General features: G+C 62.1%; 19 protein-coding genes and 1 tRNA gene. 9 read left to right on the top strand and 11 right to left on the bottom strand.

Annotated features, from left to right (window positions below; all coding sequences use genetic code 11):
* Positions 1 to 97: 97 nt before the first annotated feature.
* The 3 genes from V8359_RS10835 to V8359_RS10825 all read right to left on the bottom strand — a co-directional run bounded on the left by V8359_RS10835 (position 98) and on the right by V8359_RS10825 (position 4,174).
* Entirely contained in the window at positions 98 to 2,359 is a 2,262-nt protein-coding gene (locus tag V8359_RS10835; protein ID WP_336428868.1) for a peptidoglycan -binding protein, read from the bottom strand.
* A 2-nt stretch (positions 2,360 to 2,361) separates the two neighbouring features.
* Positions 2,362 to 3,582: a biopolymer transporter ExbB gene (locus tag V8359_RS10830; RefSeq protein ID WP_336428866.1), complete on the bottom strand. Its 1,221-nt coding sequence runs from the start codon at positions 3,580 to 3,582 to the stop codon at positions 2,362 to 2,364.
* Positions 3,583 to 3,649: 67 nt separating this feature from the next.
* Positions 3,650 to 4,174, bottom strand: a complete 525-nt coding sequence (locus V8359_RS10825; protein WP_336429046.1) for a gamma-glutamylcyclotransferase — start codon at positions 4,172 to 4,174, stop codon at positions 3,650 to 3,652.
* 87 nt (positions 4,175 to 4,261) lie between these two features.
* Here V8359_RS10825 and V8359_RS10820 point away from each other — a divergent pair, with 87 nt between their 5' ends.
* The 8 genes from V8359_RS10820 (at position 4,262) to V8359_RS10785 (ending at position 12,678) form a co-directional block, all read left to right on the top strand.
* Positions 4,262 to 5,269 carry a DUF2125 domain-containing protein gene (locus tag V8359_RS10820; RefSeq protein WP_336428865.1) on the top strand — a complete coding sequence of 336 codons (1,008 nt, stop codon included), beginning with the start codon at positions 4,262 to 4,264 and terminating at the stop codon, positions 5,267 to 5,269.
* 76 nt (positions 5,270 to 5,345) lie between these two features.
* The gene (locus V8359_RS10815) at positions 5,346 to 6,491 is read left to right on the top strand and encodes a M24 family metallopeptidase (protein WP_336428863.1); all 1,146 of its coding nucleotides are present in this window, start codon (positions 5,346 to 5,348) and stop codon (positions 6,489 to 6,491) included.
* Between the two features lie 127 nt (positions 6,492 to 6,618).
* Positions 6,619 to 7,539 (top strand): lipid A-modifier LpxR family protein, encoded by a 921-nt coding sequence (locus tag V8359_RS10810; RefSeq protein ID WP_336428862.1) that lies wholly within the window; start codon positions 6,619 to 6,621, stop codon positions 7,537 to 7,539.
* An 88-nt stretch (positions 7,540 to 7,627) separates the two neighbouring features.
* Positions 7,628 to 8,692, top strand: a complete 1,065-nt coding sequence (locus tag V8359_RS10805) for a Hint domain-containing protein (protein WP_336428861.1) — start codon at positions 7,628 to 7,630, stop codon at positions 8,690 to 8,692.
* A 176-nt stretch (positions 8,693 to 8,868) separates the two neighbouring features.
* Positions 8,869 to 9,489, top strand: a complete 621-nt coding sequence (gene rpsD / locus V8359_RS10800; RefSeq protein WP_336428860.1) for a 30S ribosomal protein S4 — start codon at positions 8,869 to 8,871, stop codon at positions 9,487 to 9,489.
* A gap of 254 nt (positions 9,490 to 9,743) precedes the next feature.
* Positions 9,744 to 10,829: a histidinol-phosphate transaminase gene (gene hisC / locus V8359_RS10795; RefSeq protein WP_336428859.1), complete on the top strand. Its 1,086-nt coding sequence runs from the start codon at positions 9,744 to 9,746 to the stop codon at positions 10,827 to 10,829.
* Positions 10,826 to 11,749 (top strand): prephenate/arogenate dehydrogenase family protein, encoded by a 924-nt coding sequence (locus V8359_RS10790; protein WP_336428858.1) that lies wholly within the window; start codon positions 10,826 to 10,828, stop codon positions 11,747 to 11,749. Before hisC ends, V8359_RS10790 begins: the two co-directional genes overlap by 4 nt.
* Positions 11,749 to 12,678 (top strand): extensin family protein, encoded by a 930-nt coding sequence (locus V8359_RS10785; RefSeq protein ID WP_336428857.1) that lies wholly within the window; start codon positions 11,749 to 11,751, stop codon positions 12,676 to 12,678. The genes V8359_RS10790 and V8359_RS10785 overlap by 1 nt, the downstream gene beginning before the upstream one ends.
* A 119-nt stretch (positions 12,679 to 12,797) precedes the next feature.
* Here the strand turns inward: V8359_RS10785 and V8359_RS10780 are convergent, their stop codons facing one another.
* The 8 genes from V8359_RS10780 to V8359_RS10745 all read right to left on the bottom strand — a co-directional run bounded on the left by V8359_RS10780 (position 12,798) and on the right by V8359_RS10745 (position 18,033).
* The gene (locus V8359_RS10780; RefSeq protein ID WP_336428856.1) at positions 12,798 to 13,382 is read right to left on the bottom strand and encodes a GNAT family N-acetyltransferase; all 585 of its coding nucleotides are present in this window, start codon (positions 13,380 to 13,382) and stop codon (positions 12,798 to 12,800) included.
* Positions 13,379 to 13,771 carry a ketosteroid isomerase-related protein gene (locus tag V8359_RS10775; protein WP_336428855.1) on the bottom strand — a complete coding sequence of 131 codons (393 nt, stop codon included), beginning with the start codon at positions 13,769 to 13,771 and terminating at the stop codon, positions 13,379 to 13,381. Before V8359_RS10775 ends, V8359_RS10780 begins: the two co-directional genes overlap by 4 nt.
* Positions 13,768 to 14,229, bottom strand: a complete 462-nt coding sequence (locus tag V8359_RS10770; protein WP_336428853.1) for an arsenate-mycothiol transferase ArsC — start codon at positions 14,227 to 14,229, stop codon at positions 13,768 to 13,770. The genes V8359_RS10775 and V8359_RS10770 overlap by 4 nt, the downstream gene beginning before the upstream one ends.
* A gap of 4 nt (positions 14,230 to 14,233) precedes the next feature.
* Positions 14,234 to 14,713 carry a UPF0262 family protein gene (locus V8359_RS10765; RefSeq protein WP_336428852.1) on the bottom strand — a complete coding sequence of 160 codons (480 nt, stop codon included), beginning with the start codon at positions 14,711 to 14,713 and terminating at the stop codon, positions 14,234 to 14,236.
* Positions 14,714 to 14,790: 77 nt separating this feature from the next.
* Positions 14,791 to 16,092 carry a histidinol dehydrogenase gene (hisD, locus tag V8359_RS10760; RefSeq protein WP_336428851.1) on the bottom strand — a complete coding sequence of 434 codons (1,302 nt, stop codon included), beginning with the start codon at positions 16,090 to 16,092 and terminating at the stop codon, positions 14,791 to 14,793.
* Between the two features lie 42 nt (positions 16,093 to 16,134).
* Entirely contained in the window at positions 16,135 to 16,608 is a 474-nt protein-coding gene (locus V8359_RS10755) for a DUF2948 family protein (RefSeq protein ID WP_336428850.1), read from the bottom strand.
* Positions 16,605 to 17,873, bottom strand: coding sequence for a UDP-N-acetylglucosamine 1-carboxyvinyltransferase (gene murA, locus V8359_RS10750; RefSeq protein ID WP_336428849.1), 1,269 nt, complete (start codon positions 17,871 to 17,873; stop codon positions 16,605 to 16,607). The genes V8359_RS10755 and murA overlap by 4 nt, the downstream gene beginning before the upstream one ends.
* Before the next feature lie 4 nt (positions 17,874 to 17,877).
* A complete protein-coding gene (locus tag V8359_RS10745; RefSeq protein ID WP_336428848.1) occupies positions 17,878 to 18,033 on the bottom strand; it encodes a hypothetical protein in 156 nt (51 codons plus the stop codon).
* Between the two features lie 86 nt (positions 18,034 to 18,119).
* On the opposite strand from V8359_RS10745, the gene V8359_RS10740 reads away from it, so the two are divergent.
* Positions 18,120 to 18,194 (top strand) — tRNA-Thr (locus V8359_RS10740).
* The last annotated feature ends 365 nt before the right edge of the window (positions 18,195 to 18,559 follow it).

The following is an 18,559-nucleotide window of genomic DNA, read 5'->3' as shown; positions in this document are numbered from 1 at the left end:
GACGGTGAAAACCGAAAGCGTCTTGAGCAACCCGCGCGCAGGTAATCGCTTATGTCATTGCACATGTTGCGATCTTTTTCACGCGGGGCGAAACGCGTTACTTTTCGGTAAGTTTAAGCTCGATCCGCCGGTTCTGTGCCCGCGCCGCAGCCGTGTCTGCGGTGTTGACCGGCTGATACTGCCCAAACCCGTTGGCCGACAGGCGTTCAGGCGGAATACCAAGGAAATTGATCATGTAGCGCACGACCGACAGGGCACGTGCTTGGCTCAATTCCCAGTTGTCCTCGAACTCGGATGAATTGCGAATGGGCACATCGTCGGTATGTCCGTCGACCCGGATCACCCAATCGATCTCGGGCGGAATTTCATCCGCCACGTTGCGCAGGATTTCGGCCACCTTGGCGATCTCGTTCTTGCCTGCGTTCGACAGCGTCGCCTGACCGGGAGCAAAGAGCACTTCGGAAGAAAAGACAAAGCGGTCGCCCTCGATCCTGATACCTTCCTGAGTGTCCAGAAGATCGCGCAAACGCCCGAAGAATTCCGAACGGTATCTTTCAAGATCCTTGGCCTGCTCTTCCAGAAGCTCGGCTTTTTCCTCGGCAAGGGCCGCCTTCTCTTCGGCAAGAGCGGCCTTTTCCTCCTGCAACTCGCGGCGCTTTTTCTCCTCGGATGCAAGCCGCGCCAGCGCCACGTTAAGATCCTTACCCAGGGAATCGAGCTGAACGTCCGAAGCGGCCTCCCGCGCGACCGCATCATCCAAAAGCGCCTGCAACTCGCCCAGTTGCTCTCGCAGCGCCCTGACCTGCTGATTGAGAAGGGCCTGCTCTCGCTGTGCCTCCTCGGTCATCGCCTCCTGTTCGGCCAGGGCCTCGCGGGCCTTGCTCAGAAGGGCCGCGCGCTCCTCGGCCTCGCTCATGCGCGTCTCGGCCTCCTGTTCCGCCGCGAGCTTGGCCGCCAGTGCGGCCTTGAGCGCATCACGAACCTCGTCTTCCGACATGCTCAGTTGCTCCGCCGACGCCAGCGCCTCGGCCAGACGGGCCTTCACCGAAGCCAGTTCGTCTTCACGCTCGACCAGCGCATTGCGCAGACTGTCCAGTTCCGCCCTGAGCTGTGATTGCTCGTCCAGCGTCTCGGAATAACCGGTCTCGGCTTCGGCCAAGCTTTCACGCAAGGCGGCAATGGTCGAATCCCGGCTGTCCAGATCACCACGCGCACGGCTCAACTCGCCGCGCAACGCTTCGATCTCGGCCTCAAGCTGCGCTTGCGTATCAAGCGTTTCCGAATAGCTGCTCTCGGCGTCCGACAACTTGGCGCGCAGGGCTTCGATGGCCGCGTCACGCTCTTCCACAGCAGCAAGCGCGGCTTGCAGGTCTTCGCGCAACACCTCGCGCCCCGCGCTTGCTTGCTCAAGTGTCTCAACCCGTGCGTCCGCCGCCTCGAGGTCGGCCTGAAGCGCCGAAATGCGCGCCTCGCGCTCTTCGGTGGCCAGCAATGCGGACAAAAGCTGATCATCCAGATCGTCGCGCGCCGTTTCTGCGGCGGCCAAAAGGGTCAGCGTCTCTTCGGCACGCTTTCGCTCCTGCTCAAGCGCGAGCGTCATGGCGCTCAACTCGCTTTGCGCATTGGCAAGCTTGTCGCGCAACGCTTCCGCCGCCGCCATCTCGGCCAGGCGCAACGCCTCTTCCTCGCTCAGGTCGGTCTCAAGCGCATCGACCTGTTCCGTCAGGGCCTGTTGTGCGTCCTGTGCCTCGGCATTGTCCGCACGCAGATCCGCCACGAGCGCCTCAAGCGCCTCGCGCTTTGCAGCAGCCAGGCGCGCGGCCTCGGCCTGTTCATCCACCTCGTCGCGAAGCCCCGCCAGCGCCAGTTGCAGTTGCTCCTGCTCACTCATCAGCGTTTCGCGCGTGTCCTCCAGTTCGGCGATCGTGCCAAGGTTGCTCTCACGCTCTGCCAGAAGGCTCGCAACCTGATCCTCAAAGCTGGCGATCCGCGCCGACGCGGCCTCAAGCGCCTCGGCCTGCGCGTTGCGCTCCCCCTCAAGAAGTGCAATCCGGTTGGCCTGTGCCTCCTGCTTCTCGCGCGCATCGCTCAACGTGGTGGTAAGCGCGCCCACCCGCTCCGTCAGGGTCGCGTTGCGATCCTGCTCCAGACCCAGCGCCTGGCTCAGCGCGGCGATTTCGTTGGACAGCTCATCAAGCCGGCTGGCCTGACCCGTGATCGTCTCGCGCAACACGAACTGCACCACCATGAAGATCGTCAGCACGAACATGAGAACAAGCAGAAGCCCGGTCATCGCATCCACGAAGCCCGGCCAGATCGACGCCTGAAACCTTTGTCCGGTTCGCCGCGAAAGCGCCATGGCTACCGCTCCGGCCCGCGCGGCACATCCTGCGGGCCTCCCCCCTCGCGCATCACGCCGCGCCGATCACCCAGCATCCGCATGAGCGCGTTCAGATCGGTGCGCAACTCCGTCATCGTTTCCTGCCGGCCCGCGCTGATTTCCTCGAGGATGCGAAGCATCTGCACATCAATCGACCGCAGCCGCATCCGGCTTTCGGCATCAAGCCCCGCGCCACCGATTTCCCCGGCCTGCACATCGAGCCGTTCGATAAGGGCTTGCTGCCCTTCCGCCACCCGCATGAGCGCCTCTGTCTCGGGGCGTCCATCACTCAGACGGTCGGTCAGTCGTTCCACCGCGTCGGCCAGCGTGCCAAGCTTCTCATCCACCATGGCGCGGCTCACGTCGGATTGCGTCAGCATTTGACCAAGCGATTCCATCTGCTCGGTCATGATGTCGGCCATGCCGCCCAGCATGTTCTGTTCGGCCGTTCCCTCACCCTCGCCGCCGGCGAAACCCACGCGGGTGATCGTGGACATCCATTCCTCAAGCTCGCGGTAGAACCTGTTTTGCCCATGGCTTGCGAACAGTTCCAAAAGACCCACCACAAGCGATCCGGCAAGCCCCAGAAGCGACGAGGCAAACGCCACACCCATCCCGCCAAGCTGCGCCTCGAGCCCTGTCATAAGCCGGTTGAACACCTCGACGCCGCCTTCTCCCTCTTGCGGGGCAAGGCTGCGGATCGTGTCGACCACCGCGGGAACGGTCGTGGCAAGGCCATAGAACGTGCCCAAAAGGCCAAGAAAGATCAGCATGTTGACGATATAGCGCGTGATCTCGCGCACCTCGTCGATGCGTTGCGCAACCGAATCGAGGATCGACCGGGCCGAGCTTTGGGCGATCTGCATCCGCCGCGCGCTCCGCTGCCGGAGCAGGCTGGCCAGCGGGGCCAGAAGCTGTGGTGCTTTCACAACCTCATGGCCCGGCCGCTGGGCCGCGAAATCTTCGATCCACCGGACCGAGCCGATAAGCTGAAACACCTGCCAGAAACAGGCCACGACCCCGATGAAAAAGACGAAAATGATAAAGCCGTTGAGGAACGGATTGGCCTGAAACACAGGCAGCACTCGGGGCAGCGCCACGAAGGCACCGAATCCCGTCAGGCCCAGCACGATCAGCATCAGCACGATCTGCCGGACGGGTGTTGAAAACTGCGGCTCGACCTCGCGGTCCGGCTGGTCCATCTGGACGCTCCCGACACGGTTATTCATTGCGCGCAGACTACGCGCAAGCGACATGCATTGAAAGGGCTTATGCCGCGATCTGCTTCACGCGTTCAACAAGCCACTCAAGGTCCGGGTCGCGGATTCCAAGTTCGACCAGATGCGCGACGGTGTTGTAAAGATATTCGGTGTTCGGACCACGCCCGCCAACCGCCTTGGCGATGATGCGCGCCTGCTCTTCCAACGCCACGCCGCCGCAATATTGTTCATGTTTGGCATCCACCACGTAGGTCACCGCCTCGACTTGCCGCCCGTCATGAAGATCAAGCGGCAGCACCTTCTCAAGATAGGCCGACGAGACCAGCTCGCGTTCGCGCAGATAGGCAAGCACGTCGGCCTCGTTCGTCTCGGCGACGCGCAATCCGACACCCACGCAGAATTCCGTCCGGTGGGCGTCCAGCGCAAGCACGAGGCCGGGGGTTTCGTCGGTGCCCCGATGGTGGACCGAGCGCATGCAGAAACTCCGCTCATACCCCGGCAGCGTGGCGATCACCCGTTCCTCGATGTCGAAACCGGGATTCCATACCAGCGATCCATAGCCGAACACCCACATCGTCAAATTCTTGCCCCCTTCGCCCCTGTTCCTTGCCGTCGGGGCCCTATAAACACGATCACGGCAGGCGGTAAAAGGGGCACCCCAATGAGATTCATATTCTCGGTTCTGATTATCGGCGCGCTTCTTTGGGGCGGCTATTGGTTCATCGGCTCCGAAGCCGCCGAAACAAGCTTTGAAACGTGGTTCGAGGAACGCCGCGCCGAAGGCTGGGTCGCAGATTACAGCGATATGCGCGTGCGCGGCTTTCCAAGCCGCTTCGATGCGGGATTCGAAGATCTGCACCTTGCCGATCCCGAAACCGGGCTGGCCTGGACCGCGCCGATGTTTCAGGTTCTGGCACTCAGCTATCGGCCCAACCACGTCATCGCAGTTTGGCCCGAAACACAGCGGATCGCCACGCCAGAAGCCAAATACGACATTTCAAGTGAAGACATGCGCGCCAGCCTCAAGGTGGAACCGCAAACCGATCTCGCGCTCGACGTGCTCAGCCTGACAGCCGACGCGCTGGCCATAACAGACGTCGAGACCGGGGCGACGACCCGCATCAGCGCCCTGTCGCTCGCCGCCGAGCAGACACCGATCGAAGACGCCCCGCGCTATCGCCTCGGGCTTTCGGCACAAGGTCTCGAACCCGGTGCCGACTGGCAGCGCAAGCTTGATCCCAAGGGCCGCCTACCGGACACGCTGGGCGCGGTGCGCGTGGACATGACCGTTCTTTTCGACAAACCATGGGATATGTCTGCCATAGAAGACTCGCGCCCCCAGCCGCGCTGGATCGAGATCAAGTCCGCCGAGGCGACATGGGGCTCGTTGCGCCTTGCGCTTGCAGGCACAGTCGCTGTCGACGCACAGGGCATTCCCACCGGCGAAGTGATGGTCAAGGCCCGAAACTGGCGTGATATTCTTGAACTGGCGCGCAATTCGGGCGCCCTGCCCGAACGCCTTGTCGGGCCGATCGGGGACGGGCTGGGCATGCTTTCGCAGCTTGCGGGCAATCCCAACACGCTCGATGTACCGCTGACACTGCGTGGTGGCCGTATCTGGCTGGGCCCCGCCCCCATTGCCACTGCACCTGTCCTGCGGCTGCGCTGATGCGATGAAAACTCTTGGCAGGGGGGATGTCTGCGTGCAGGGTCACGGTCAACAGCCGTCATTCGCGGGTCAAGACATGCATTCCAACCCTTTCACCGACGCCGAACTCGCGGCACGCCTTACCGCTGTGCGACAGGATATGGCCGCCCATGGGCTCGATCTCCTGTTTCTGAGTGCGCCGGAAAATATCTTTTACCTCTGCGGTCTCGATCACTGGGGATATTTCGCGCCACATGTCCTCGCCATTCCGCAAGAGGGCGAACCGGTGCTTTTTACCCGCGCGATGGAGCAGGTGGCCATCGCCAATCAGGTGCGCAACGCCCATTTCGTCGGCCATAGCGATTCCGAAACCGTGGTTGAGGCGATGGTCCGGCATTTCGGTCAGACCCTCTTGCGTGATCAGATTGGCTATGAAGGCGCGTCTTCGGGGTTCTCTTATGCTCTGGGTGCCGCCCTCTTGTCGCAACTGCCCGTCGCCTCATGGGTGGATGCCTCGGGGCTGGTCGATGCACTCCGTCTGGTGAAATCTCCGGCGGAACAAACACTGATGCGCGCGGCCGCGCGCGCCTCCGACGCCGGAACACAGGCCGCCATCGCGGCAATCCACGACGGCGCGCAAGAGACGGATGTCGCCGCCGAATGCCTTGCCGCCATGACCCGCGCGGGCGGCACACCTCCGGGGTTCGGACCTTTCATTCGGCCCGCATGGCGCATGGCCGAAGAACACACAAGCTGGGGCACCGGCACCCATACCGGGGCGGTTTTCCTTGAGGTGGCAGGATGCGTCGCTCGGTATAATGCGCCGATGGGGCGACTCGTCACTATTGGATCAATCCGCGATGACGATGCGGCCATGGCCGAACTGAGCAAATCCGCTTTCGCGGGTGCTCTGGGCGCACTGCGCCCCGGCGCGCTGGCGCGGGACGTCTATCAGGGGTGGCAGGATGTGGTCGACGCCGCCGGCCTGTCGCATTACCGCCGCCATCATTGCGGTTATCTCGTGGGGATCGGCTTTCCACCAAGTTGGACAGGCGGGCCGCGCGTGACCGGCCTGCGGCATGATTCCGATCTGGTAATGACCGAAGGCATGTGCTTTCACCTCATGTCGTGGTTCACTGAAACCGGGCGCGGCAACTTCTTTGTCTCCAACACCGTGCTTCTGGGACCGGACGGGGCAGAAGTTCTCACCCAGACCGAACCGGGGCCGATCCTGCGCCCCTGACGGTGTCAAAAAAGCATCGCTGCCCTCGGAAATTTCGCATTTCGGCCATGTGCGGGCTGGAATTGCGTCGGATTCACTTGGTATCCCTTCCGTGCCGGGGGGCGCTTTCGCAGGGAATCTGGACTACATGCATCGCCTTCTCGCCGCCGTTCTGACGGTCACTCTTCTTTCATCGCAGAGCGTCGCCGCCCAAGACCGGGTAAACCTTGGCTATGGCCGCCTCGTCACGAACGATCTGTTATTCGACAGGCGCGACCGCTGGCGCACCGGCTCGCTCGCTGCAAGCCATGTCTGGGGGCCGGAATGGACGGGCGCATTGCCCGAACGGTTCGGCCAAATCCTCGAACTGCGCATCAACGGCGAAATAATCGCGCCCGAGAACCTGAGCTTTCCCGCTCCGGGCGACCGCCCCTTTGCCGGGACGCTCTCAATCGGGCTGCACACCCATCACCGCAAGGGCGCGACCGAATTCGCGCTTGGCGGTGACCTTGTCTTCACCGGGCCGCAGACGGGTCTTGATGATTTTCAGGACGGGCTTCATTCGGTTCTGGGCGGTTTCGATGTGACATCGCAGACCCGCGCCGGGCAAATTGGTGACGACATCAATCCGACAGTCGTTGCCGAGATGGGCCAGGTTCTGCGATTTGGCGGATCCACCGCCACGCTTCGCCCTTATGTCGAGGGGCGCGCCGGGGTCGAAACCTTCGTGCGTGTGGGCGCGGATTTCAGTTTCGGACGCACGGGCCAGAACGAACTTCTGGTGCGCGATCCCGTGACCGGGCATCGCTATCGCACCACCTTCACCGAAGGGCATGGCGCCGGGTTCGTCATTGGCGGAGACGTCGCCAAGGTCACCCACAGCGAATTCCTTCCCTCCGACCGGGGTTTGCAGCTTACCGACTGGCGGTCCCGGATGCGGGCAGGCCTGCACCATCAAACCCGCAAGGGTCATCGGTTTTTCTATGGCCTCACTTGGCTTGGCAAAGAATTCAAGGGGCAGCGCGACAATCAGATAGTGGGTTCTCTGCGCATCAATCTTAAATTTTGAAAATTGCACTTGACCACGACGCTTGCAGAATGAAGAGCGTCTGGTAACCTTCGCACATAAAAAGAATAAACGGCAGGATAGAGCAGGCATGAAAACGGGCTTTCGAGGCACGTTTGTCATATCTTGGTCGCAGACGGATGTGGACGGGTTCCCGGCAGAAGGACTCGGCACGATTGCAGTTGGGGCAACATGGGCCTGGCACGGGGAAACCGTGCGGGTGGATGGACCGAACACAGTCTTGCGACTGGAAAAGGCAGACAATGGTGTGGGCACGCGCATGCGCGCGGCCCGGATGGTCAGGCAACTTGTGGGCGCGGCCCTGACCGGCAAAAAAGGAATTTCGGACATAGCGATAGAAGAGCCACTGCTCGATCACGGCTTCGTCGTGACCGATGGGGCGCAAAGCTATACGATCACCGTGATCGAAGTGGGCAACGGCTCGCCCCCGCTCTTGATGTTCCACGACGAGATGCCTCCGAGGGACCGCGAAATGTGGGTCGTGCATCATAGTCTGGACAATGTGCACGCCCCCTCCACCGGCCCTGCCACAGGCGGCGTCATATGTTTCACTCCGGGCACCCGCATCGAAACGCCGGACGGACCGCGCCTTGTCGAGGAACTGCGCGAAGGCGACCGCGTCAACACCAAGGATAACGGCAACGACGAAATTCAGTGGATCGGAAGCCGCCGCATGACCGGCGCACGGCTTTTTGCGATGCCCAAACTGCGGCCAATTCGCGTCCGGGCCGGTGCGCTTGGCATCGAACGCCCCGACGAAGAGCTTCTGGTCAGCCCGGAACATCGGATGCTGGTTCAGGGCGACGTGGCACGCGCCCTCTTTAACACCGACGAGGTGCTGGTCTCGGCCAAGGATCTTGTCAACAAGGACACGATCGCCGTCGATCTGGCGGTGCGTGAGGTGACTTATATCCATCTCCTGCTGCCCCGCCATCAGGTGATCTGGGCCAATGGCGTGGAAACCGAAAGCTTCCACCCCGCATCAGCCGCGTTTTCAACGCTGGCCGAGGAGGATCGGCAAAGGCTTCTCTCGCGCTTTCCGGCGCTGGAATACGAACCCCAGACATATGGCAGTTTCGCCCGCCGCTGCCTGTCCAATTCCGAGGCTGCGATCTGGGCGCACGAGGCGGCCTGACCCGCGGGGCAATATCTTGAAATCAAAGCGAGGGCCGGGTGTTGACTCGGCCCCTTTTGCCTGTATAAGCGCGGCTTCATTGGTGTTGGTGGACCCCGCAAGGGGAACCCTGTCGCTCCGGCAAAATCCGGTAGAGAGGACAACGCCCTTCGAAACCTGAACGAAGGAGATCAGCCGTGACGAAACGCACCGCTGCCAAATACAAGATCGACCGCCGGATGGGCGAAAACATCTGGGGCCGCCCCAAATCCCCCGTAAACCGCCGCGAAAGTGGCCCCGGCCAGCACGGCGCACGCCGCAAGGCCAAGATGTCGGATTTCGGCCTGCAACTGCGCGCCAAGCAGAAACTCAAGGGCTATTACGGCGACCTGACCGAGAAACAGTTCCGCCGCATCTATGCCGAGGCCGAGCGTGTGACGGGTGACACCGGTGAAAACCTCATCGGTCTGCTCGAGCGCCGCCTCGACGCCGTGGTCTATCGCGCAAAGTTCGTGGCGACCGTCTTTGCCGCACGCCAGTTCGTGAACCACAAGCACGTGCGCGTGAACGGCCAGATCGTGAACATCCCCTCCTACCGCGTGAAAGAGGGTGACGTGATCGAGGTGCGCGACCGCTCCAAGCAGATGGCGTCGATCCTTGAGGCCACGCAGCTGCCCGAGCGTGATGTGCCCGATTATATCGATGCCGATCATTCCAAGATGACGGCCACATTCGTCCGCACACCGGGCCTGAGCGATGTACCCTATCCGGTGATGATGGAACCGAACCTCGTCATCGAATTCTACGCGCAGAACTAAGCCCACGAGGCTGTTCTGCCGAGGGCCGCGACGGAAAACCGCCGCGGCCCTTTTTCTTGCGGTCCGGCATGGCAGAACGCGCACTCGGGCTTTCGCACAGGCCCAATGTGCCACTAAAGTGCTTCGCCTTTAACCTGAGACATCAGAGAAAGGCGAAACGCGTTCAACGCCTGAATGTCGCGCCGCGTTTCGCGAAAATTTTGTGATTCAGGTTTTTCGCGAAACGCTTTAGAACACCCCGAGGGGGATTGGACATGACACAGATCACGCCACAACCGGGCATCATGGAGATCGCGCTATACGAAGGTGGCGCCAGCCATGTCGCGGGCATCGCGAACGCCGTAAAGCTCAGCTCGAATGAGAACCCCTTCGGACCCAGCGACAAGGCCCGCGATGCCTATGCCAAGGCGGTCTATGATCTGCACCGCTACCCGTCTTCCGATCATTCTTCGCTGCGCACGGCCATCGCCAAGGTGCATCACCTCGATCCCAAACGGATCATCTGTGGCGCCGGCAGCGACGAAGTGATCGCCTTTCTCTGTCAGGCCTATGCCGGTCCGGGCACCGAGGTGATCCATACCGAGCACGGATTTGCCATGTATCGCATCAGCGCGCTTGCGGCGGGCGCCACACCCGTCGAGGTGCCCGAGCGCGAACGCGTGACCGATGTCGATGCGATCCTCGAGGCCGTAACCGATACCACACGCCTTGTGTTCATCGCCAATCCCAACAACCCCACCGGGACCATGATCGGTGAGGGCGAAGTCGCGAGACTGGCCGAGGCGCTGCCGCCCCATGTGCTTCTGGTTCTGGATGGCGCTTATGCAGAATACGTCGAGGGCTACGACGGTGGCGCGTCCCTCGTTGACCGGCGCGAGAACGTGATCATGACGCGCACCTTCTCCAAGCTTTACGGTCTGGGTGGCCTGCGTATCGGCTGGGGCTATGGTCCATCGCACGTGATCGACGTGCTGAACCGCGTGCGCGGTCCTTTCAACCTTGGCACACCGGCCCTTGCCGCCGCCGAGGTTGCGGTGCTTGACACCGACTGGGCCGACAAATGCCGCACGGACAACACCCGCCTGCGCGCGTGGTTGGCCGAGGCACTGGCCGAACATGGCGTGCCGTCGGACACTTCCACCGCGAATTTCATACTGGCGCGCTTTGCCCGCCAATCACAGGCCGAAGCCTGCGACGAGCATCTGAAATCCGAAGGGATCATCGTGCGGCGGGTCGGCGGCTACAAGCTGCCCCATTGCCTGCGCATCACCGTGGGAGACGAGGCAAGTTGCCGTCGGGTGGCCCACGCCATCGGCAAATTCATGGGGGCGGTGGGATGAGCGTCATCTATGACAGGGTGGCGCTGATCGGGCTGGGCCTCATCGCGTCGTCGATGTTCTGGGCAATCAAGCGCGCGGGCATCGCAGGTGAGGTGACGGGCTTCGCCCGCTCGGACGAAACACGCGCCATCGCGCGCGAGATCGGCCTGTGCGATCGTGTCTGCGAAAGCGCGCGTGAAGCCTGCGAAGGTGCCGACCTCGTGGTGCTTTGCGTCCCCGTCTGCGCGATGGGTGACGTGGCCGCCGATATTTCACCCGTTCTGAAACCCGGCGCCACCGTAAGCGATGTCGGATCGGTCAAACGCGCCGTGATCGACGCTGTGGCTCCGCATATTCCTGACGGCGTTCATTTCGTGCCCGCGCACCCGCTTGCCGGAACCGAGCAATCAGGGCCCGGCTCGGGCTTTGCCGAACTCTTCGACAATCGCTGGTGTCTTATCGTGCCCGAACCCGACAGCGATGAAGACGCGGTCACCCGGCTCGAAGCCTTCTGGAAGGCGCTTGGATCAAACACCGAGCGGATGGATGCCGATCACCACGACCTCGTGCTTGCGGTCACGTCCCATACACCGCACCTTATCGCCTACACGATGGTGGGCGTCGCGGATGATCTGCGGCGGGTTACGGATAGCGAAGTGATCAAGTATTCGGCAGCAGGGTTCAGGGATTTCACGCGTATCGCCGCGAGCGATCCGACAATGTGGCGCGATGTCTTCCTGACCAACAAGGAAGCGACCCTCGAAATCCTGGGTCGCTTCACCGAAGAGCTTTTCGCGCTGCAACGCGCGATCCGCACCGGTGACGGGGATCACCTCCACGAGTATTTCACTCATACCCGCGCGATCCGCCGCGGCATCATTGAGGCCGGGCAGGACACCGATGCGCCCGACTTCGGCCGCGCCCCCCGAGGCAAGCGGTGATGCGCGCGCTGCTTCTGTGTGCGGGGCTCGTGGCGGCCCTCCCGGCCCTCGCCAAGGCGCCCGATACGTCCCTGCGCCCTGTGCCCCGGCCCGCCGCCACCCAAGCTATCGGCACAGCGACCACCAAGGTCATCAGCTTGCGCCCCCACGCGCGACCGGTCAGGCGCAAAGATGCCACCACCACGCAGGTAACCCAAAAGACGGCCCAGGCCCCAGCGACACAGACCACCGCAAGTGCCCGTAACACCGAGGCGGCCCGCCCCGCCAATCTCGACCGGCCCGGCGCGGCTTCGAAACCCCAAGCCAGCAGCACAGGAGGCGGCGGGCTTTTCAAATCGCTGCGTCCGCTTCTCCGCTCGGGCAAGGTCACCAAGGAAGCTCGCATCATCAGACAAACCCGCAAAAAGGGCGCAGTCTGCGGCGATCTTGCCATTCAGGGCAAACCGGTTGGCCGCGTCACCGGCCATATCAACGGCTGCGGGATTGAAAACGCCGTCAGCATCCGCTCGGTCAGCGGCGTGGCCCTCAGCAAACAGTCTGTCATGGACTGCAATACCGCCAAGCGGTTGAAACATTGGGTGGATGCCGGCCTCAAGCCTTCGGTCGGACGACATGGCGGCGGCGTGGCCAAGATCAAGGTGGCCGCTCATTATTCCTGCCGCACCCGCAACAACAGACGCGGGGCGAAACTGTCAGAGCATGGCAAGGGGCGCGCCATAGACATCTCTGGCCTCTATCTACGTGACGGCACCGAAGTTTCCGTGCTCAAACATTGGAACAGCCGCACCTACGGGAAAATGATGCGCGACATGCACCGCACCGCCTGTGGGCCGTTCGGCACGGTCCTCGGTCCCAAGGCCGACAGACATCATCTTGATCATTTTCATTTCGACACCGCCCGCTATCGCAGCGGCGCCTATTGCCGTTAAAGCATTTCAGGCGTCGCACGCGCGCACTCAAATTCGCGCGGCCCGCTCGAACTCATTGATTTCGCATATCTGACAGGCTCACACTCAGGCCCAAGATCTGGGCGGCATTGCTGACACCCTCACAAGCGGCGCATCCAGAATTGCAGTGTATGATCGGTCTCGTGCGACTGATCTATGTCTTTCCACCGAAACTGCGCCACGGCACCCTCGACCGGTGTGTAACCACGCTTGCGCCAGAACGCATCAAGCGGGCGGTATCCCTCCGGTCTCAGCGGGTGATCCATAGGGCGCACGACGCCGCAAAACGCCGAATATGTCCGTCCCAGATCGCGGGCATGCGCCTCGCGCGCGTCAAAGAAAGCATGGCCAAGCCCCTGACCCCGGTATTCAGGCAAAAGCACACTCTCTGCGCAGTAGAAAATATCGCTGAGGGGAATATCCTGACCTGCAAAGGCCGCCGCGAAATCATCGGCGTGATCCTCCATTGGCGTGCCGGTAGACGCGCCCACAAGCCGCGCACCGTCAAACGCGCCGACAAGGATCGCATCCGCGCTGTCGCGATAGGTCTGAAGATAGCGTGCCTCGTATTCCGCGTCCCCGTCATATAGATACGGCCATTTGCGAAACACCTCGATACGCAGGCGAGCAACATCACCAAGCGCCGCCGACAGCGCCTCACCTTCAAGTCGCTCAACCCGGATCATGACACCTGCCGAAGCCAATCCGCAAGGTTGTAATAGGTCACGACGCGGGTGATCTTGCCGTTTTCAAGCGAAAAGAATGACCCGGCAGGCAAGCGATAATTCTGTCCGCGCGCCTCGGGCAGCCCTTCGTCGGTCTCAAGATAGGTGCCGTTGACAATGAATTCCGCCGCCGCGCGCGTGCCACTTTCGGCCTCGAAAATCACCATATCGGTCAGCTCTTCTCGGTAAGTTCGGCTCATATGCGCGCAAAACGCCCGAAACTTTTCCTTGCCCATGCGCACTTCGCCTTCGTTGACGTGATGGGCCACATCCTCGGACAGACAGTCGAGCATACCCTCGATGTCACCACGATTGAAGGCGGCGAAATAGGCTTTGACGGTCTCGCTCATAGCGGCTCCTGCGGCTCTCCCCACCGGTCGGTAAGGTGTTTGATGATTTGGTCACGGGTCTGGCGATAGGCGGCCAGCTTGGCTTCGCGCCCTTCGCCAAGGCCTGTGGGGTCCATGATCGGCCAATAGATCACGTCGAGATGATACCAGCGTGTCAGCTCCAGCGCGCGCCGCTGGCTTGCCGGACTAAGCGCGACCACAACGTCGAAAGACCCAAGATCGTCGCCCCACTGCTCCATCTCGTCGAAACTGCGGACGCGGTGACGCGACAGCTCGACCCCGATTTCCTCGCACACGGCGATGGAAAACCCGTCGATGTCCAGATCGCTTTTGACCCCTGCCGACTGAACATAGGTGCCGGTGCCATAAAGCCGTTTCATGATGCCTTCGGCCATCGGCGACCGTACCGCGTTGTGATCACAGCAGAAGAGCACTGATTGCGGCAGGTCCTCGGCCATCCGGTCAGCCTCCGAAATGCAGGACACAGATAAGGGTGAACAGGCGTCGGGCCGTGTCGTTATCGATCTCAGCCTTACCTTCGAGCCGCTCCTCGAGCACACGGGCGCCCTCGTTGTGGATACCGCGCCGCGCCATGTCGATGGTTTCGATCTGCGCCGGGGCAAGGTTCTTGACCGCGTCGAAATAGCTTTCGCAAATCGCCCAGTAATCCTTGACGACCTGTCGGAAGGGGCTCAGCGACAGGTGAAATTCGGCGGCGGGGCTTGCATCCTCGCTCTTGACGTCAAAGACAAGCCGCTTGTCCCGGATCGACAAGCCCAGATGATAGGGGCCTTCGGGCACCTCGCGCCCCTCACGCTCGGGCAGAACGAAGGTGTTTTCCTCCATCAGGTCATACATAGCGACCTTGCGCTCCTGCTCGATCTCGGGCGTGGGCGGCGGCAGGTTGGAATCGTCCAGCTCTATATGGCTAATCCGGCTCATATCGGGTCTCGCAACTTGATTGATCCGTGCCTAGCGCAGCGGGGCGGGCGGGGCAATGCCCACGATGCCTGCCGCGCTCATTCGTTCAATCTCTCGAGACGTGCCCGCACGCTAAGCCCATGTGCCCCGAGACCTTCGGACCGCGCCAATGTCTCGGCCGCAGGCCCTATGGCGCGCAGCGCTTCGGGCGTCATGCGGGCAAGCGTCGTGCGCTTGAGAAAATCGAGCACATTGAGCCCCGAGGAAAACCGCGCCGAGCGCGCGGTGGGCAACACATGGTTCGGCCCGCCCACGTAATCCCCGATCGCCTCGGGTGTCCACGACCCGACAAAGATCGCGCCGGCGTGGGTGATCTTTTCGGCGAGGGCATCGGCCTCTGCCACGCAAAGCTCAAGATGCTCGGGCGCGATCCGGTCAGACAGATGCACAGCGGTCACGAGGTCGGGGACGGTGATGACCGCCCCGAAATCCCGCCAGCTCCGGCCCGCGATGTCGCGCCGCTCCAGTGTTTGAAGGTGCCGTTCGATCGCGTTCGTCACGGCCTCGGCCATGGCCGCGTCATCGGTGATCAGGATCGACTGGGCGCTTTCATCATGCTCAGCCTGGCTCAACATATCGAGCGCAACCCAATCGGGGTCCGCAGTGTTGTCCGCGATGACAAGAATCTCGGATGGGCCTGCGATCATGTCGATCCCCACCTTGCCAAAGACCTGCCGCTTGGCCGCTGCGACATAGGCGTTTCCGGGTCCGGTGATCTTGTCCACCGGCGCGATGCTCTCGGTGCCATAGGCAAGCGCGGCCACCGCCTGAGCGCCGCCAACCCGATACACCTCGTCCACGCCCGCAAGACGCGCCGCCAGAAGAACCAAAGGGTTGGCCTCGCCATCAGGCGTCGGCACCGTCATGGCAAGACGTGCGACACCTGCCACCTTGGCCGGGATCGCGTTCATCAAGACCGAGGACGGGTACGAGGCCAGCCCGCCGGGCACATAAAGCCCAGCCGCCCCCACCGGGCCCCAGCGCCAGCCCAGCCTGGCCCCGGTTTCATCGGTCCAGCTCGCGTTCTCGGGCATCTGGCGCGCGTGATAGGCGCGGATGCGCTCAGCGGCCAATTCCAGCGCCGCGCGCTCCTCCGCTGGCACTTGCGCCACCAAAGCGTCAATCTCCGCCTCGGAAAACCGCAAACCCTCGGGCGCTAGCGACATACGGTCAAACCGCTCGGTCAACTCGATCAACGCCGCGTCGCCGCGCGCCCGGACATCCGCGATGATCGCCGTCACCGCATCGTTCACATCTACTGAATCTTCACGCTTCGAGGTTAGAAGCGCGGCAAACTCCGCCTCGAACCCGGCCGCCCCGGCATCAAGAAATACTGGCATCCCGATCTTTCTTCTTGCTTTAAATATCCAAAGTCACCCGCATCACGCACCATGATCCGGGATCTTGCGTGACGGGGCCGCATAGGGCCGGGTCACATCGCGCAGATTGACCTCCAGCGCCTCAACCGACAGCCGGATGGCGCCATCACCCGCCAGCGTCAGACTCACATGGCCGGTTCCGTCCTCTCCCGGCTCGAAGGTCACGGAAAGAAGAGACAGGATCAAATCCTTGTCCTGCCGGTCTATCCCATGGCTCGACACACCCAAGACATTTTCGACCACCAGAACCGATTGCACACGCTCGGGCGCATGCCGCGACCGGCCTGCATCCTCCCAGCGGAACCGGTTGATAAGAAGTGCGAAACGCCGTTCACCCGCGCGCCAGCTCATCTCGCTGACCGGGAAAACCGCGTCTTGGGCCAATGCCGACAGCACCTTGAGGTCATCGGCGTCCCAAGCCCCAAGGTTCAGCGGCGCCTCGCGCCCTTCCTCGAATTTGGCGTCCTGTTCGCTCATGAGCCCGTCACCCTTTCGATCTTGGCCCCCACCGCGCGCAGCTTTTCCTCCACCCGTTCATATCCACGGTCAAGGTGGTAAACACGGTTTACAACTGTGTCGCCCTCCGCCGCCAGCCCGGCCAGTATCAGCGACACACTCGCCCTCAGGTCGGTCGCCATCACCGGCGCCCCCTTGAGCCGCTCAACCCCCGACACCTGTGCGGTGCCTCCCTGAACATCTATATCGGCTCCCATCCGGGTCAATTCCGGGGCGTGCATGAAACGGTTCTCGAAAATCTTTTCTTCCAGAACACTCGTGCCCTCGGCGGTGCACATGAGCGCCATGAACTGCGCCTGAAGATCGGTGGGAAAGCCCGGGAAAGGCTCGGTCGTGACATCAACCGCTTGAATGCGGCCATTCTTTCGTGCCACCTTCAGGCCCCGGGCGGTTTCCGTCACCTCCACCCCGGCGGCTTCAAGCTTGTCGCAGAACGCATTGAGCAGGTCGCGGCGCCCGCCAAGGCATTCAACCTCACCCCCGCAGATCGCCGGCGCCAGCATATAGGTTCCAAGCTCGATCCGGTCCGCGACCACGGGATGCGTCGCGCCATGAAGCCGCTCGACCCCGTCTATCTTGATCTCACTTGTGCCGTCGCCGTCGATGCGGGCGCCCATCTTGCGCAGGCAGTCGGCAAGGTCCACGATCTCGGGCTCACGTGCGGCATTGCGCAGAACCGTCGTGCCACGGGCCAGCGTCGCGGCCATCATCACATTTTCCGTCGCTCCGACCGACGCGAAATTGAACTCGATATCAGCACCCTTGAGCCCGCCCGGCGCCTTGGCATGCAAATAGCCGTCCCGCAGGTCGATCTCGGCGCCCAGCTTTTCCAGCCCGTGAATATGCAGATCCATGGGGCGCGCACCGATCGCACAGCCCCCCGGAAGCGACACGACCGCATGACCCAACCGCGCCAGCATGGGCCCCAGAACAAGGTTCGAGGCACGCATCTTGCGCACGATGTCATAGTCGGCGACATGATTATCGAGATCATGGCTCGACATGGCCAAAACCTGCCCGTCCTGCATCGTCGTGACCTCGGCCCCGAGCGAGCGCAGCAATTCGGCCATCGTCTTGATATCCGACAGGCGCGGCGCATTGGTGAGCGTCAGCGGCTCCTCGCTCAGAAGCGTTGCAGGCATGAGCGCGAGGCACGCGTTCTTGGCTCCTGCGATCGGTATTTCCCCCGACAGCGGGCCGTTGCCCGTCACCACGATACTGTCCATTCGTTCAACCTTTTTTCTGCTCGTTCGTTTTGGTCGGTCCGGACCGTGCCCGGGCCTGCGCCTTGCGCCGCGCAAGGTTTGCCTTGAGCGCGGCCTTGAGCCTGTCCTCACGGGTTTTGGCCACAGGGCCCTTGGTATTTTTTTCGTTCCGGACGTTCATGCCATCCTCTCTACAGCAGGTGTGAAAAGGGGTCCAGATTAGGGTTGCGCGGGTCGGTGTTTGGGGCTATCAGCCGCACCACCCGTGCTGCTGTAGCTCAGTGGTAGAGCGCACCCTTGGTAAGGGTGAGGTCGGGAGTTCAATCCTCCCCAGCAGCACCATCTCGCTTTTTTGGTTACAGATTCCCGCTAACACCTTGAAGGGAAAGGCGGTTTCTATAGTTCGATAACCGTTTTCCCGTGAGTATCGCAGGGGCTCAGGAAAAGCCAAACGAAGCACCGTTTGCTTCATGGTCAGGCTTCCATTTTCGTAGATATTCCAAGGCCTTGCCAGAAATTCGAGCGATAGTTCGATAAACTCTTCAAACCTTCCCTTCGGCGGCAGGATTTGGCTGGCGCGATCAGCGAGTCTGATCTTCTCCCGTTCCAGCTTGGCAATGCGCTTCTCATAGGCCGTCACGACCGTAGGGCTTGACGCATCGACGATCCGGTCAAGCAGACCCTCGATCTGCGCCTCAGCGTCCTTG

Origin of the sequence: Roseovarius sp. E0-M6, assembly GCF_037083845.1 — a bacterium.
Lineage (GTDB): Bacteria > Pseudomonadota > Alphaproteobacteria > Rhodobacterales > Rhodobacteraceae > Roseovarius.
The sequence above is the reverse complement of the archived record's forward strand: the minus strand, read 5'-3'. Positions and strand labels throughout refer to the sequence as shown.

Bases quoted from the DNA above. Each gene is read 5' to 3' on its own strand.
- V8359_RS10805 (WP_336428861.1), top strand. From the start codon at position 7,628: ATGAAAACGGGCTTTCGAGGCACGTTTGTCATATCTTGGTCGCAGACG.
- hisC (WP_336428859.1), top strand. From the start codon at position 9,744: ATGACACAGATCACGCCACAACCGGGCATCATGGAGATCGCGCTATAC.
- V8359_RS10815 (WP_336428863.1), top strand. From the start codon at position 5,346: ATGCATTCCAACCCTTTCACCGACGCCGAACTCGCGGCACGCCTTACC.
- V8359_RS10745 (WP_336428848.1), bottom strand. From the start codon at position 18,033: ATGAACGTCCGGAACGAAAAAAATACCAAGGGCCCTGTGGCCAAAACC.
- hisD (WP_336428851.1), bottom strand. From the start codon at position 16,092: ATGCCAGTATTTCTTGATGCCGGGGCGGCCGGGTTCGAGGCGGAGTTT.
- murA (WP_336428849.1), bottom strand. From the start codon at position 17,873: ATGGACAGTATCGTGGTGACGGGCAACGGCCCGCTGTCGGGGGAAATA.
- V8359_RS10790 (WP_336428858.1), top strand. From the start codon at position 10,826: ATGAGCGTCATCTATGACAGGGTGGCGCTGATCGGGCTGGGCCTCATC.
- V8359_RS10755 (WP_336428850.1), bottom strand. From the start codon at position 16,608: ATGAGCGAACAGGACGCCAAATTCGAGGAAGGGCGCGAGGCGCCGCTG.
- V8359_RS10810 (WP_336428862.1), top strand. From the start codon at position 6,619: ATGCATCGCCTTCTCGCCGCCGTTCTGACGGTCACTCTTCTTTCATCG.
- V8359_RS10770 (WP_336428853.1), bottom strand. From the start codon at position 14,229: ATGGCCGAGGACCTGCCGCAATCAGTGCTCTTCTGCTGTGATCACAAC.
- V8359_RS10775 (WP_336428855.1), bottom strand. From the start codon at position 13,771: ATGAGCGAGACCGTCAAAGCCTATTTCGCCGCCTTCAATCGTGGTGAC.
- V8359_RS10830 (WP_336428866.1), bottom strand. From the start codon at position 3,582: ATGGACCAGCCGGACCGCGAGGTCGAGCCGCAGTTTTCAACACCCGTC.
- V8359_RS10820 (WP_336428865.1), top strand. From the start codon at position 4,262: ATGAGATTCATATTCTCGGTTCTGATTATCGGCGCGCTTCTTTGGGGC.
- V8359_RS10765 (WP_336428852.1), bottom strand. From the start codon at position 14,713: ATGAGCCGGATTAGCCATATAGAGCTGGACGATTCCAACCTGCCGCCG.
- V8359_RS10835 (WP_336428868.1), bottom strand. From the start codon at position 2,359: ATGGCGCTTTCGCGGCGAACCGGACAAAGGTTTCAGGCGTCGATCTGG.
- V8359_RS10780 (WP_336428856.1), bottom strand. From the start codon at position 13,382: ATGATCCGGGTTGAGCGACTTGAAGGTGAGGCGCTGTCGGCGGCGCTT.
- V8359_RS10825 (WP_336429046.1), bottom strand. From the start codon at position 4,174: ATGTGGGTGTTCGGCTATGGATCGCTGGTATGGAATCCCGGTTTCGAC.
- V8359_RS10785 (WP_336428857.1), top strand. From the start codon at position 11,749: ATGCGCGCGCTGCTTCTGTGTGCGGGGCTCGTGGCGGCCCTCCCGGCC.